Origin of the sequence: Mannheimia kashgarensis (assembly GCF_041807705.1) — a bacterium.
Classification (GTDB): Bacteria; Pseudomonadota; Gammaproteobacteria; order Enterobacterales; family Pasteurellaceae; genus Mannheimia.
Genome location: NZ_JBGTYY010000007.1, coordinates 1 through 12,278, shown reverse-complemented (window position 1 = coordinate 12,278; position 12,278 = coordinate 1). Strand labels below are relative to the sequence as shown.

14 protein-coding genes are annotated in these 12,278 nt (G+C 38.0%); 10 read left to right on the top strand and 4 right to left on the bottom strand.

What is annotated here, in order from left to right; translation table 11 throughout:
• Positions 1-147: 147 nt before the first annotated feature.
• Positions 148-1,488 carry an NADP-specific glutamate dehydrogenase gene (gdhA, locus tag ACERCF_RS04730; protein WP_373624800.1) on the top strand — a complete coding sequence of 447 codons (1,341 nt, stop codon included), beginning with the start codon at positions 148-150 and terminating at the stop codon, positions 1,486-1,488.
• Positions 1,489-1,800: 312 nt separating this feature from the next.
• Here gdhA and glnS read toward each other — a convergent pair whose 3' ends face one another.
• The gene (glnS, locus tag ACERCF_RS04725; protein WP_373624799.1) at positions 1,801-3,471 is read right to left on the bottom strand and encodes a glutamine--tRNA ligase; all 1,671 of its coding nucleotides are present in this window, start codon (positions 3,469-3,471) and stop codon (positions 1,801-1,803) included.
• Positions 3,472-3,700: 229 nt separating this feature from the next.
• On the opposite strand from glnS, the gene ACERCF_RS04720 reads away from it, so the two are divergent.
• The 8 genes from ACERCF_RS04720 (at position 3,701) to ACERCF_RS04685 (ending at position 9,599) form a co-directional block, all read left to right on the top strand.
• Positions 3,701-4,660, top strand: a complete 960-nt coding sequence (locus tag ACERCF_RS04720) for an ABC transporter substrate-binding protein (RefSeq protein ID WP_373624797.1) — start codon at positions 3,701-3,703, stop codon at positions 4,658-4,660.
• 97 nt (positions 4,661-4,757) lie between these two features.
• Entirely contained in the window at positions 4,758-5,018 is a 261-nt protein-coding gene (locus ACERCF_RS04715) for a GlsB/YeaQ/YmgE family stress response membrane protein (protein ID WP_373624796.1), read from the top strand.
• A gap of 183 nt (positions 5,019-5,201) precedes the next feature.
• Complete coding sequence (locus ACERCF_RS04710; protein ID WP_373624795.1) at positions 5,202-5,594, top strand: DUF423 domain-containing protein; 393 nt, start codon at positions 5,202-5,204, stop codon at positions 5,592-5,594.
• Positions 5,594-6,697, top strand: a complete 1,104-nt coding sequence (gene rlmM / locus ACERCF_RS04705; protein ID WP_373624794.1) for a 23S rRNA (cytidine(2498)-2'-O)-methyltransferase RlmM — start codon at positions 5,594-5,596, stop codon at positions 6,695-6,697. Before ACERCF_RS04710 ends, rlmM begins: the two co-directional genes overlap by 1 nt.
• A gap of 64 nt (positions 6,698-6,761) precedes the next feature.
• Positions 6,762-7,217 carry a hypothetical protein gene (locus ACERCF_RS04700; protein ID WP_373624793.1) on the top strand — a complete coding sequence of 152 codons (456 nt, stop codon included), beginning with the start codon at positions 6,762-6,764 and terminating at the stop codon, positions 7,215-7,217.
• Entirely contained in the window at positions 7,196-7,585 is a 390-nt protein-coding gene (locus ACERCF_RS04695; RefSeq protein ID WP_373624792.1) for a hypothetical protein, read from the top strand. Before ACERCF_RS04700 ends, ACERCF_RS04695 begins: the two co-directional genes overlap by 22 nt.
• A 51-nt stretch (positions 7,586-7,636) precedes the next feature.
• Positions 7,637-8,449, top strand: a complete 813-nt coding sequence (gene dapB / locus ACERCF_RS04690; protein ID WP_373624791.1) for a 4-hydroxy-tetrahydrodipicolinate reductase — start codon at positions 7,637-7,639, stop codon at positions 8,447-8,449.
• 16 nt (positions 8,450-8,465) lie between these two features.
• Positions 8,466-9,599: a methionine biosynthesis PLP-dependent protein gene (locus ACERCF_RS04685; protein WP_373624790.1), complete on the top strand. Its 1,134-nt coding sequence runs from the start codon at positions 8,466-8,468 to the stop codon at positions 9,597-9,599.
• 176 nt (positions 9,600-9,775) lie between these two features.
• Here the strand turns inward: ACERCF_RS04685 and ACERCF_RS04680 are convergent, their stop codons facing one another.
• Positions 9,776-10,111: a DNA-binding protein gene (locus tag ACERCF_RS04680; protein ID WP_020824066.1), complete on the bottom strand. Its 336-nt coding sequence runs from the start codon at positions 10,109-10,111 to the stop codon at positions 9,776-9,778.
• A gap of 26 nt (positions 10,112-10,137) precedes the next feature.
• Complete coding sequence (locus ACERCF_RS04675) at positions 10,138-11,289, bottom strand: phage/plasmid replication domain-containing protein (RefSeq protein WP_373624789.1); 1,152 nt, start codon at positions 11,287-11,289, stop codon at positions 10,138-10,140.
• A gap of 156 nt (positions 11,290-11,445) precedes the next feature.
• Between ACERCF_RS04675 and ACERCF_RS04670 the strand changes: the two genes are divergently transcribed.
• Positions 11,446-11,640 carry a hypothetical protein gene (locus tag ACERCF_RS04670; protein ID WP_373624788.1) on the top strand — a complete coding sequence of 65 codons (195 nt, stop codon included), beginning with the start codon at positions 11,446-11,448 and terminating at the stop codon, positions 11,638-11,640.
• A gap of 103 nt (positions 11,641-11,743) precedes the next feature.
• Here ACERCF_RS04670 and ACERCF_RS04665 read toward each other — a convergent pair whose 3' ends face one another.
• The gene (locus ACERCF_RS04665; protein ID WP_020824063.1) at positions 11,744-12,028 is read right to left on the bottom strand and encodes a hypothetical protein; all 285 of its coding nucleotides are present in this window, start codon (positions 12,026-12,028) and stop codon (positions 11,744-11,746) included.
• Positions 12,029-12,278 lie beyond the last annotated feature (250 nt).

Here is a 12,278-nt window from a genome sequence, read left to right as displayed (position 1 = left end):
CTATTTTGCATAAAAAAACAGCATTTAGACTTAGTTTTTCTAATTTTTATAATAAATTTTTCTAATCCCTCTTTTCAAATATAAATTTGCTTGTTAGACTTCGTACATCTTAAACACAACATCACATAAAAATTTCAGGAGTATCCAATGAACGATTTAAATGCCCTTTTCCAAAAAATCAAACAACGCGATCCTAACCAAGCACCATTCCACCAAGCGGTTGAAGAGGTATTTGGTAGCCTTGCCCCATTCTTAGCTAAAAACCCAAAATATACTCAGCAAGGTTTATTAGAGCGCATTGTTGAGCCAGAGCGTGTGATTAGTTTCCGTGTAACTTGGGTAGATGATAAAGGTCAAGTCCAAGTAAACCGTGGCTACCGTGTTCAAATGAACTCAGCAATCGGCCCGTACAAAGGTGGTATCCGTTTCCACCCAACTGTAGATTTAGGCGTATTAAAATTCTTAGCCTTTGAACAAGTATTTAAAAATGCTTTAACAACGTTACCAATGGGCGGTGGTAAAGGTGGTTCAGACTTTGACCCTAAAGGTAAATCTGATGCAGAAGTTATGCGTTTCTGCCAAGCGTTTATGAGCGAATTATACCGCCACATTGGTGCTGATACAGACGTTCCAGCTGGTGATATTGGTGTGGGCGGCCGTGAAATCGGCTATATGTTCGGTCAATACAAAAAATTACGCAATGAATTTACGTCCGTATTAACCGGTAAATCACTCACTTGGGGCGGTAGCTTAATTCGTCCGGAAGCAACAGGTTATGGTGCAGTTTACTTTGCAGAATCCATGCTTGCGACTAAAGGTGAGAAAATTGAAGGCAAAGCCGTTGTTATCTCAGGTTCAGGTAACGTAGCGCAATATGCGGCTGAAAAAGTGATTCAAAAAGGTGGTAAAGTATTAACTGTTTCTGATTCAAATGGTTATGTATTATTCCCTGAATCAGGTATGACAGAAGCTCAATTACAAGCACTATTAGAGCTTAAAAATGAACGCCGTGAACGTTTATCAGTATATGCACAAGAGCAGGGATTAAAATACTTTGACGGTCAAAAACCTTGGGGTGTGAAATGTGATATTGCATTACCTTGTGCAACACAAAACGAATTAGATACTGAAGATGCGAAAGAGTTAGTGAAAAACGGCTGTGTGTGCGTGGCAGAAGGTGCGAATATGCCAACCACATTAGGTGGTGTTGAAGTGTTTATCGGTGCAAAAATACTTTACGCACCGGGTAAAGCGGCAAACGCAGGGGGCGTTGCAACATCAGGTTTAGAAATGAGCCAAAATGCAATTCGTCTATCTTGGAGCCGTGAAGAGGTGGATCAGCGTTTATTCAACATTATGAAAGCAATCCACGAAAACTGTGTGGAAAACGGCACAGAAGCAGATGGTTTCGTAAACTATGTAAACGGTGCGAATATTACTGGTTTCAAAAAAGTGGCAAATGCAATGTTAGAGCAAGGTATTGTTTAATTGTTTGCTTTTTAAGACTAGCCCTCATTATTGAGGGCTTTTTATATTGGAGTTTTACTACATTAAGCAAGAAAAATATGAAGTAGATCACAATTTTAAACATTAGTTAGCATTTTTTACAAAATTTGTTTGAAACCATAAGCAAATTCGCTTACTCTTATTCCAACAAGAATAAGTGTTGTATCTAGCAACCTAATACATAAATTTGCTTTCCGAGTGGCCCCAATTTGGGGCTTTTTTTATGGTTGGATTTCTGAACGTTTAGATGAAAAATACCGACATGATTGTCGGTATTCTCTCATTTGAAATGATTTAGAAAGCCACGCTTTCTTTTAGGCTAACGGTTAAGTTGAAAACTAAGTTATCCGTTGAACCATCTTTGCTGTCTAAGCAGAAGTAGCCTTCACGCTCAAATTGGTAACCCTGTTCTGGTCTGGCATCTACTAAGCTAGGCTCAACAAAACCGTGTTTTACTAAAAGAGATTGTGGGTTTAGCACTTCACTAATATCTTCAGCTGCTCCCGGATTTGCTACCGTAAATAAGCGGTCGTAAATACGAAACTCTGCCGGTTTGTTATCTTCAGCCGATACCCAATGAATCACGCCTTTTACTTTGCGACCGTCAGCTGGGTTTTTACCCAATGTTTCAGGGTCGTATGTGCAAAAAATAGTTGAAATTCGACCGTTTGCATCTTTCTCCACACGCTCGGCTTTAATCACATAGGCATTGCGTAAACGCACTTCTTTACCTAAGACCAAGCGTTTATATTGCTTATTGGCTTCTTCACGGAAGTCTGCTTCATCAATATAAAGCTCACGGGTAAATGGCAAATCACGCTCGCCTAATTCAGGGCGGTTAGGGTGGTTTGGCGCTTTTAAGATCTCTTTTTCGCCAAAGTTTTCGATAACCACACGCACAGGGTTAATCACAGCCATTGCACGAGGTGCGTTTTCGTTTAAATCTTCACGAATACAAGCTTCAAGAGCAGAATATTCAACTACGTTATCTTGCTTGGTTACCCCAATACGGCGGCAGAATTCACGCAGTGAAGCTGGGGTATAACCACGACGGCGTAAACCTGAAATGGTTGGCATACGAGGGTCGTTCCAACCATCTACAATGCCATCGGTGACTAATTTCAATAATTTACGTTTAGAAGTAAGAGTGCCTTCTAAATTTAAACGTGAAAATTCGTACTGGTGTGGTAACGGACGCTCAATGCTAATGTTTTCCAATACCCAGTCATATAAACGGCGGTTATCTTGGAACTCTAACGTACAAATTGAGTGCGTGATTCGCTCGATTGCATCAGAAATACAGTGCGTGAAATCGTACATTGGGTAAATGCACCATTTATCGCCAGTTTGGTGATGCGAAGCAAATTTTACACGGTAAAGCACAGGATCACGCATTACGATAAATGGCGATGCCATATCAATTTTGGCACGCAGACTTGCTTTACCTTCAGCAAATTCACCATTTTTCATTTTTTCAAATAGGGTTAAGTTTTCTTCAACAGAACGATCACGATATGGGCTGTTTTTGCCTGGCTCAGTTAAAGTACCACGATATTCACGCATTTCTTCTGGTGAAAGTTCGCACACATAAGCTAAACCTTTATTGATTAATTCAATAGCATAACCATAAAGTTGGTCGAAATAATCTGAGGCATAACGTGGCTCGCCTTCCCATTTAAAGCCTAACCATTCAACGTCTTGTTTAATAGAATCTACATATTCCACATCTTCTTTCACAGGGTTGGTGTCATCAAAACGCAGGTTACATTTGCCTTTGTAGTCTTGAGCGATACCAAAGTTTAGGCAGATAGATTTTGCGTGTCCGATATGTAAATAGCCGTTTGGCTCAGGTGGGAAACGAGTGTAAACGTTGTTATGCTTTCCACTTGCTAAATCTTCATCAATAATATGGGTAATAAAATTGGCTCGAGTTTCTGTTTCAGCCGTTAAAATTTCTTCGCTCATAGTTCTCTCTAGTGTCCTAATTAAAATAACTGCTTATTCTACACGTTATTACAATAATCTAAAAGAGTTTACAAAGAATTGGGTTAAGAGGAAAAAGGATAATATTTAATCAGTTAAAATATGTTTATAGAAAAATAAAAAATTCCACTTGCACAAATTTCTAAAATTACTTATCTTTAGATAAAACTGTACTATTATGATAGTGCAAAATTCAAATCAAGGAGTATCTATGAAATTTCGTAAAACATTATTAGTTGCCGTATTAAGTGCGTTTTCTGTTACTGCATTCAGCCAAGATAAAATTCAAAATGTGGCAATTACGGCGATTGTCGATCACCCAGCATTAGATTCTATTCGTAAAGGTGTGATCGAAGAACTTGAGCGTGAAGGTTTTATTGATGGAAAAAACATCAAAATTGACTATCAATCCGCACAAGGTAGCACTGCAACAGCCGCCCAAATTGCCCGTAAATTTGTTGGCGATAAAGCAGATATTATTATTCCGGTTACAACCCCTTCAGCACAGCCTGTGGTAGCTGCAACTCGTTCTATTCCTATTGTTTTCTCAGGCGTAACTGACCCGGTTGCAGCAAAATTAGTGAAATCTTGGGAGCCTTCAGGCACGAACGTAACAGGGATTTCAGATCATAAACCAATTGCACCTCAAGTGAAATTAATTCAAACCTTAGTGCCTGAATTAAAATCAGTCGGTTATGTTTATAGTGCAGGTGAAGTGAATTCCACTATTGTGTTAGAAGAGCTAAAAGAAGAAGCGAAAAAGCAAGGCTTTAATGTTGTGCCTGTTGCAGTTCAACGTAGTGCAGATATTGGCACAGCAGCTCGCAGTTTAAATGGTAAAGTACAAGCGATTTATATTTCAGAAGATAACAGTGTTGTATCTGCTTATGAAGCCTTGCATAAAGCAGCATTAGAAGCAAAAATCCCTGTGATTGCCTCAGACAGAGATACCGTTGAGCGTGGTGCTCTTGCAGCTTATGCAGTGAATCAGTATGATATTGGCACTGCAACGGGTAAAACTGCTGCCAGAGTGTTAAAAGGTGAAAAACCTGGTGAGATTCCAACACAAGAAGTAAGTAAGTTAGAGCTTTCTATTAATACAAAAACAGCGAAAGAATTGAAAATTAATATTCCAAACAGTTTATTAAAAGAAGCTCAGGAGACTTTTTAGATTAAATTCTGAAAAGGGTTGTGTTATTGCTTTTACTATAGTAGAGTAAATGGCTCAGAATTTATATTTGTGACTTTTAAATAAACAAGGAGTATTTATGGGCTGGATTGCTGCAATTATTGTTGGTGCTATTATTGGTTGGTTAGCCTCAATTGTAATGAAAAGTGAAGGTGGTCTTTGTAAAAATATCATTGTAGGTATTGTTGGTTCATCTTTAGGGCGTTGGCTATTTGGTGATGTATTAGGCATTGGTTCAGCATATAAAGCGGGAGATTTCAATGTGGTTGGAATCTTTTTCGGTGTGTTAGGCGCTGCATTATTAATTTTTATTTTGAGAAAATTAAAAATCTTTGATTAATAAATGAAGAACGTTTAAAACAAGCAGTTATGAGAATAGCTGCTTGTTTTATTATGTATAAAATATCTCTACAATCTTCTGATATAAGCGGTGATTTTTTGTAATTTTTTTGCAAAATTTCACCGCTTGTTAGCTTTCATAATATGATATAGTAAGCCATTCTTAATTATCTCCATAAACCTTATGAAAAACAAATTCATCACTCTTGCCGCATTAAGCGGTTTGTTCACGGTTGCATTTGGGGCGATTGCCAGCCACGCTTTGTCCGCTCAGTTATCACCTAAAGCATTAGGCTGGATTGATATAGGCATTAAATACCAAATGTTTCATACCATTGCATTACTAGCATTAGGCTTGTTTCAAGTTGCAAATTTTGTGCAAAATCCACCCGCTTGTAGAGCTAAAGCCTTTAATATTATCGGCGGAAGTTGGGCGTTAGGGATTTTGCTGTTTAGTGGCAATCTTTACTTAAGAGCATTAGATATTCCGACTATCCATTGGTTTACGCCTATTGGTGGGCTGTGCTTTATGTTCGGTTGGACTGCTTTAATTTATATTAGTGTGAGAAGTCGCTAATGTTAAATAAATCAAGTTTCAACAAATTAGCCCTATATTGCCGTGCAGGTTTTGAAAAAGAAGTGGCTGGAGAAATTTCAGACAAGGCGGCACAGCTTGGCATTTTTGGCTTTGCGAACCTCAAAGAAAACAGCGGTTATGTCATTTTCGAGTGCTACCAAGCAGGGGAGGCGGATAAATTAGCCCAAGAACTAAAATTTGAGCAGCTTATTTTTGTTCGCCAAATGATTGTTGTGGGCGAACTGCTGCAAAACCTGCCTGAAAATGACAGAATTTCGCCTATTTTGCAACAATATGCTGAATTAAACCCTCGTAATAGTTCAGATGTGTTTGTTGAAACGCCTGATACTAATGAAGCCAAAGAGTTATTAACCTTCTGTCGGAAATTTACTGTTCCGTTGCGTTCAGCAATGAAAAAACAAGGCTGGCTGAGTAAATCAGAAAATGCAAAGGGTAGTGTGAGCTTGCATATTCTGTTTATTCGTTCAGGAGCTTGCTATGTCGGTTATGCCTATAATCATAATAAATCGCCGTTTTTTATGGGTATTCCTCGCTTAAAATTCCCTGCTGATGCACCAAGCCGCTCCACACTTAAACTAGAAGAGGCGATTTTAACCTTTATCCCACAAGCAGAAGAACAGAAACGCTTTAATGATTCGATGACAGGCGCTGATCTCGGAGCTTGCCCGGGTGGCTGGACTTACCAGCTCGTGAAACGAGGTGTGTTTGTGTATGCGGTCGATCACGGCAAAATGGCAGCGAGCTTGCACGAAACAGGTAGAATTGAGCATTGCCCTGAAGATGGTTTTAAATTCCAACCGCCTAAACGTAAGCAAGTGGATTGGTTAGTGTGTGATATGGTAGAGCAGCCCATTCGCATTGCGAAATTAATGGCGAAATGGCTAATCAATGGCTGGTGTCGGGAAACTATTTTCAACCTAAAACTGCCGATGAAAAAACGCTATCAAGAAGTACAACTTTGCCTGAATTTCTTAGAAGAAGAGCTTACGAAGCACGGATTCTGGTTTAAAATTCAAGCAAAACATCTCTATCACGACCGTGAAGAAATTACCGTACATATTGCGGTAATGGGGCAGAAATAGCCAAATGAAAGTTGTTTTTCTAAGCAAGAAATTGGATAATAACTTGAATTTATAGGGAGGAATGATGAAAATTTTACCCTTATCAATGACAGAAACGTTATCAACAATTTATCCGTCATTTGAAATAACTGATAAGCCGATAACCGAGCAGCAAATTTCATTGCTTAATTTTCGAATTACAATGGCAAATCAGCTTTTAGTCGCTTGCATTGAGGCAATTGAAAATAATCCAAATTTTTGGACTGAAATTGACTTAGACGATTTCAAAAAATACCTCAATCAAAATAAAGTCGTGATTTTTGATATTCAGCAGTATTTTAGTGATGGCTCAAGAACGATCGCGATTTTAGATAGTATGAAATCCAATATTCGCAAAATTGAAAAGGCTCTGGCGAATGCTACGGCATTTAATTTTGATTTGGAGAGAATGAAAGAGCGAGTAGAAGACGATTTTATTCGTTTACCTAGTAACTTAAAATCGCCTGAGGAACTCAGACAATGGTTACTTCAAGCGGTTTAATTGTTGAAATGGCAGTGCAATTTAGGAAAGAATTTGTAAATTTACCTTTGCAAGATCAACTTGCAATTACTGAATTTGCACAGCATTTAATGATTTTTGGTTTTGAAAATCTAGAAGGTAAGAATAAATCTTCTGATAATGTACCAACTAATGATCCTAAATGGCGTGAAAAAGTTTCTTACGCCCAAAAACATCATCTTTGGCATTACCATATTGGTATTAAACAATATGATAAAACAAAGGCTTTTGGAGAAAGAACCTCTGAATATGTGCTTCATTATCAAAAGTTAGGTAATGTAATAAGATTGGTCGATTATTCATCTCATCCACCATTCAAATTACCATCAGAAATTTATTTGCAAAATTAATCAAAAAAATAACCGCTTGTAACAACAATAAATACAAAGGAAAGAACAAATATGACATTAAAAATCGGAATTGTCGGTGCTGGCGGCAGAATGGGGCGTAACTTAATTACCGCAGTTCATAATGCAGAAGGTGTAGAGTTAGGTGCAGCTTTTGAGCGTAAAGGCTCATCGCTTGTTGGAGCTGATGCTGGTGAGCTAGTGGGAATTGGTTCGTTAGGTGTTACGGTTTTAGATAACGTTGCTGAAAATACAGATAAATTTGACCTTTTGATTGATTTTACTCGTCCTGAAGGCACGTTAGAACATATTGCGATTTGTGCTGAAAACAACAAACAAATGGTAATTGGCACAACCGGTTTTGATGATGAAGGCAAAGCTGCAATTAAAGTTGCTTCCGAAAAAATTGGTATCGTATTTGCCTCTAACTATAGCGTTGGCGTGAACTTAGTATTCAAATTACTTGAAAAAGCAGCAAAAGTAATGGGTGATTATTGCGATATTGAAGTGATTGAAGCTCATCATCGCCATAAAGTAGATGCTCCATCAGGCACAGCATTATCAATGGGTGAACATATCGCAAAAACGCTTGGTCGTGATTTAAAAACACACGGCGTATTTGAGCGTAACGGTATTACAGGCGAGCGTAAACGTGATGAAATCGGCTTTGCTACCATTCGTGCGGGCGATGTGATTGGCGAGCATTCGGTTTGGTTTGCTGATGAGGGCGAACGAGTGGAAATTGCTCATAAAGCCTCTAGCCGTATGACATTTGCCAACGGGGCAGTGCGTTCCGCAAAATGGTTAAGCACGAAACAAAATGGCTTGTTTGATATGACCGATGTACTGGATTTAAACAATCTATAATTGAAGGATAATAAAAATGACAAAATTCAATAATATTGAAACCACTTTAGTCCAAATTGGTAACCGTACTGAGCCAAGAACTGGCGCAGTTGTAACCCCCATTATTCTATCTACCGCTTATGGTCGTGATGGTTTAGGCGAATCAACAGGTTGGGATTACACCCGCACGAAAAACCCAACTCGTGCCGTGTTAGAGCAGGGGATTGCCGATTTAGAAGGCGGCGATGCAGGTTTTGCAATGGCATCAGGAATGGCAGCCATTCAGCTGATTATGTCGTTATTCAAAGGCTCTGATGAGTGGATTATATCAAGCGATGTGTACGGCGGTTCTTATCGTTTATTTGATTTCAGCCACAAAAATCACAATACCTTAAAGCCTGTGTATGTAAATACGGCGGATTTATCAGCAATCGAAGCAGCAATTACTCCAAACACAAAAGCGATTTTTGTAGAAACACCATCAAATCCATTAATGGAGGAGTGTGATGTTGCCGCAATTTCTAAAATTGCGAAAAAACATAATTTAATGCTGATTGTCGATAACACTTTCTTAACCCCTGTGTTGTTCCGTCCGATTGAGCACGGTGCGGATATTGTTGTGCATAGTGCGACTAAATATCTATCAGGTCATAATGACGTGTTAGCAGGTTTAATTGTCGCAAAAGATTCTGAAGCAACCAAAGTAAACGGTCAAAACTTAACTGAACGTTTATTCTATTTCCAAAACTGTGCAGGTGCTGTGCTTTCTCCATTTGATTCTTACCTTGCTGTGCGTGGTATGAAAACTCTTGCGTTACGAATGGAGCGCCATCAATCTAACGCAACAGAATTAGCAAAATTCTTAGCAGAGCAACCTGAAATTGACAGCGTGTTATATGCAGGCAAAAGCGGTATGTTATCGTTCCGCTTACAAAAAGAAGAATGGGTGCCAAAATTCCTTAAAGCCATTAAGTTAATTACCTTTGCTGAAAGTTTAGGTGGCGCTGAGAGCTTTATTACTTATCCTGCAACCCAAACTCATATGGATATTCCAGAAGAAGAACGTATTGCTCGTGGTATTACCAATACCTTATTACGTTTCTCTGTAGGTTTAGAACACGTTGAAGATATTAAAGCAGATTTATTACAGGCATTTAAGCAGTTAGGCTAAATTCTGTTTTTAAATACAAGCGGTCATATTTTGTAAAAACTTTGCAAATATGGCCGTTTTTATTTTGCTAGGGAGAAATAAACTTAATTACAGAGAATTTGATTATTTTAACCATCTATTTAACATAATATACGTTATGCGAAAATTAATGATGTAAGCTATTGATTTATAAGGATTTATTTATTTTCATCAATTGGCTGTATCATTGAATTTTCATCAAAGTTATATGTAATACCTTTACGTCCGCCGTCCATTGCCCATTCACGTGGGTAAACTAAGATCATTACCAGCTTGTCTTTGTGTTGTTGAATGGTTCTTTTAAATCCTTCGTTAATGCAACGTTCATCAACCTTGATTTCCTGTGTTGTGGTGTTGTAACCGCCGTAACCGTCAGGGTCTTGAAGTTGAATGCCGATATTGTGCTTATCTTTAACTTCGCCGGTATCTCGATTAGTGAATGTGCTGGCTTTGTAGCCTTTAAGTACACCAACAATGTAAAAGCCTGTACGCATAGTAATTTCCTCTTGTTAGTTGATGATTAAGCAACCAAACGCAGAATAGGCGTGTTGCTCGGGTATTGATAAAAATCAGGTGCTTTAAACGGTCGAACAAAGATTTGTTCGCAGGATATAACTTGAACAGCTTGGAATTTTTCCACATCACAAGGGTTAGCAATGTCTATGCCGATTTTGCGAAGTCTGGCACGATGTGTCTCATATTGTCGGCTAGAAATGCCTAACTCCTGTCCACTGACCCATAACATAGCGTAATAAGCTGTAGTATTCGCTTTGCGAAGTGTGTCAACTACCCCTTTATTTACAAGCTGTTCTGCTATCGTTTGTAGCTCTATTTTGCTAACGCCTAAATTTTTGTGCATATTGATGAACTCCTCTTGTAACTGCTCTAATTTAGAAAAATCGCTAAGCCCCCAATAGCAAAGATTTTCTCTTTTTAAGTAGCGTGATTTTAGTTTTTGCTCAAAACGAACTACCCCATTTTGCTCGCAGTAATCGTACACTTTTTTGTAATACTGAAATTCTGATGAATGTTCGCCAAATTTATTTTTGATTTTGTCGTAAGAGTGGATTCGTAATTCTTCGTGTTTGATGTAGCAAGAGGGATAAATAAGATTTGCGTTACCTTTTGCACTCAACCAATCAGCTGTACAGCCATTAGTGTGTAAACGTCCGATAGAATTGCGATACCGCATTTGTGATAATGCTTTGATAAAGGTTCTTTCATTACCCTTACCAACAGATTTATTAGTGGTGATGTCCAATCTTTTAATGATTGCACCGTTTGAAAAGGTATGTACTTTTTCTCCGTCTTTACCCTGCCCGTGAAAAATCTCTGTACAGCGAGTAAAAAGCGGTAATTTAAGTTTAGCAAGAATGTTATTAAAACAATGTACGCAAGCATCTATAGATGTAAAGCCGAGTAAATTTTCAGTTTTACCCCAGCGGCTTGGGTTGCCTTCCATTTTTATAGTTGAGCCGGATACCTGAATGGATACCTCATCACAGTAACTGCCTTTGTGACGATACTTGCCTGTTCTAATGCCCTGTTGAATTTCCCCGGTATCAAGATGAATGCCAATCACACCGAAATCGAAAAGCGAAGCAATCACGGATTCCGGAATTTCAAAGCCGTGATCTTGCTCTAAGGATAACCAATCAATGTGATAGTTCATAAAATAACCTTTTATTTTATTATGTTCACTTGCTCACAAGTGATAATATATTAAGATAAAAATCATTTGTGAGCAAGTGATCAACTTCACATTTTTAAAATCATTTTTGTGAAATACAATATAAAAGCATTTAATGAAGACTTAGAAGGACAAAAAATGACTGTTGCCAAACGTAAAAATTTAGGTGTGCCAGCTGAAACACATATGAAAATAGAAAGGGTTGCTGTAGAAATTACAGCCAAAACAGGGCGGGTTACTAAATGGACTGATGTCGTCAATTTTATGATAGAAAATTACTTAAATGAAGCCAAACAAGACCTAATTCATAAAACAACAGAAACGACAAAATAGACCCAAATTTATACTTAAAATTTAATTTTACCGCAGAATATTGCGGTAAAGTTCGGGTGTTACAGAACTCCCGAACTTTTTTGAGCAAAAAACACACACCACCTCAACGGCGAAAAAATCGACTTTTAGGCGATTTACGATAAGTCCTAATAAACTCATCAAGCTCAATAGGAATATCTGAATTAACCAACTCTTGCAGAAAATACATAAAATGCTCCAGTTGCTCAAAACGTTTATCACTCACTTCTCTACTCTCACTTAAATCATATTGAAAGCGGACTTCCAGCGTATTAACTGATAAATAGATGCGGTGGTTATTTGTTTTTAAGAGCTTAACAGTTTCAAAGAAGTGTTTAGGGGTGATATGAGAAAGGGTAATATTTGCCATAATGACCTCGAGAGTCATTATTTCGCATAACAGCAGATTATGTGTAAATTCTCGTGCAGTGGGGCAAGCCTATTATACTGCACTCGAATTGTAACATAATCTGTAAGTCATTATGCGAACAAAATAGAGTGTAACTAATTGATTTATAAGGATATTTTCATTTTAATGTTTGTAACCATTTGATTTTAAAGGAAAATATCCTTATCTAAATTACTTGTCTTCAGCAGGAACCAAAATTACATCGCCAACT

Coding starts and splice junctions, on each gene's coding strand:
- gdhA (WP_373624800.1), top strand. CDS start 148: ATGAACGATTTAAATGCCCTTTTCCAAAAAATCAAACAACGCGATCCT.
- glnS (WP_373624799.1), bottom strand. CDS start 3,471: ATGAGCGAAGAAATTTTAACGGCTGAAACAGAAACTCGAGCCAATTTT.
- ACERCF_RS04720 (WP_373624797.1), top strand. CDS start 3,701: ATGAAATTTCGTAAAACATTATTAGTTGCCGTATTAAGTGCGTTTTCT.
- ACERCF_RS04715 (WP_373624796.1), top strand. CDS start 4,758: ATGGGCTGGATTGCTGCAATTATTGTTGGTGCTATTATTGGTTGGTTA.
- ACERCF_RS04710 (WP_373624795.1), top strand. CDS start 5,202: ATGAAAAACAAATTCATCACTCTTGCCGCATTAAGCGGTTTGTTCACG.
- rlmM (WP_373624794.1), top strand. CDS start 5,594: ATGTTAAATAAATCAAGTTTCAACAAATTAGCCCTATATTGCCGTGCA.
- ACERCF_RS04700 (WP_373624793.1), top strand. CDS start 6,762: ATGAAAATTTTACCCTTATCAATGACAGAAACGTTATCAACAATTTAT.
- ACERCF_RS04695 (WP_373624792.1), top strand. CDS start 7,196: ATGGTTACTTCAAGCGGTTTAATTGTTGAAATGGCAGTGCAATTTAGG.
- dapB (WP_373624791.1), top strand. CDS start 7,637: ATGACATTAAAAATCGGAATTGTCGGTGCTGGCGGCAGAATGGGGCGT.
- ACERCF_RS04685 (WP_373624790.1), top strand. CDS start 8,466: ATGACAAAATTCAATAATATTGAAACCACTTTAGTCCAAATTGGTAAC.
- ACERCF_RS04680 (WP_020824066.1), bottom strand. CDS start 10,111: ATGCGTACAGGCTTTTACATTGTTGGTGTACTTAAAGGCTACAAAGCC.
- ACERCF_RS04675 (WP_373624789.1), bottom strand. CDS start 11,289: ATGAACTATCACATTGATTGGTTATCCTTAGAGCAAGATCACGGCTTT.
- ACERCF_RS04670 (WP_373624788.1), top strand. CDS start 11,446: ATGACTGTTGCCAAACGTAAAAATTTAGGTGTGCCAGCTGAAACACAT.
- ACERCF_RS04665 (WP_020824063.1), bottom strand. CDS start 12,028: ATGGCAAATATTACCCTTTCTCATATCACCCCTAAACACTTCTTTGAA.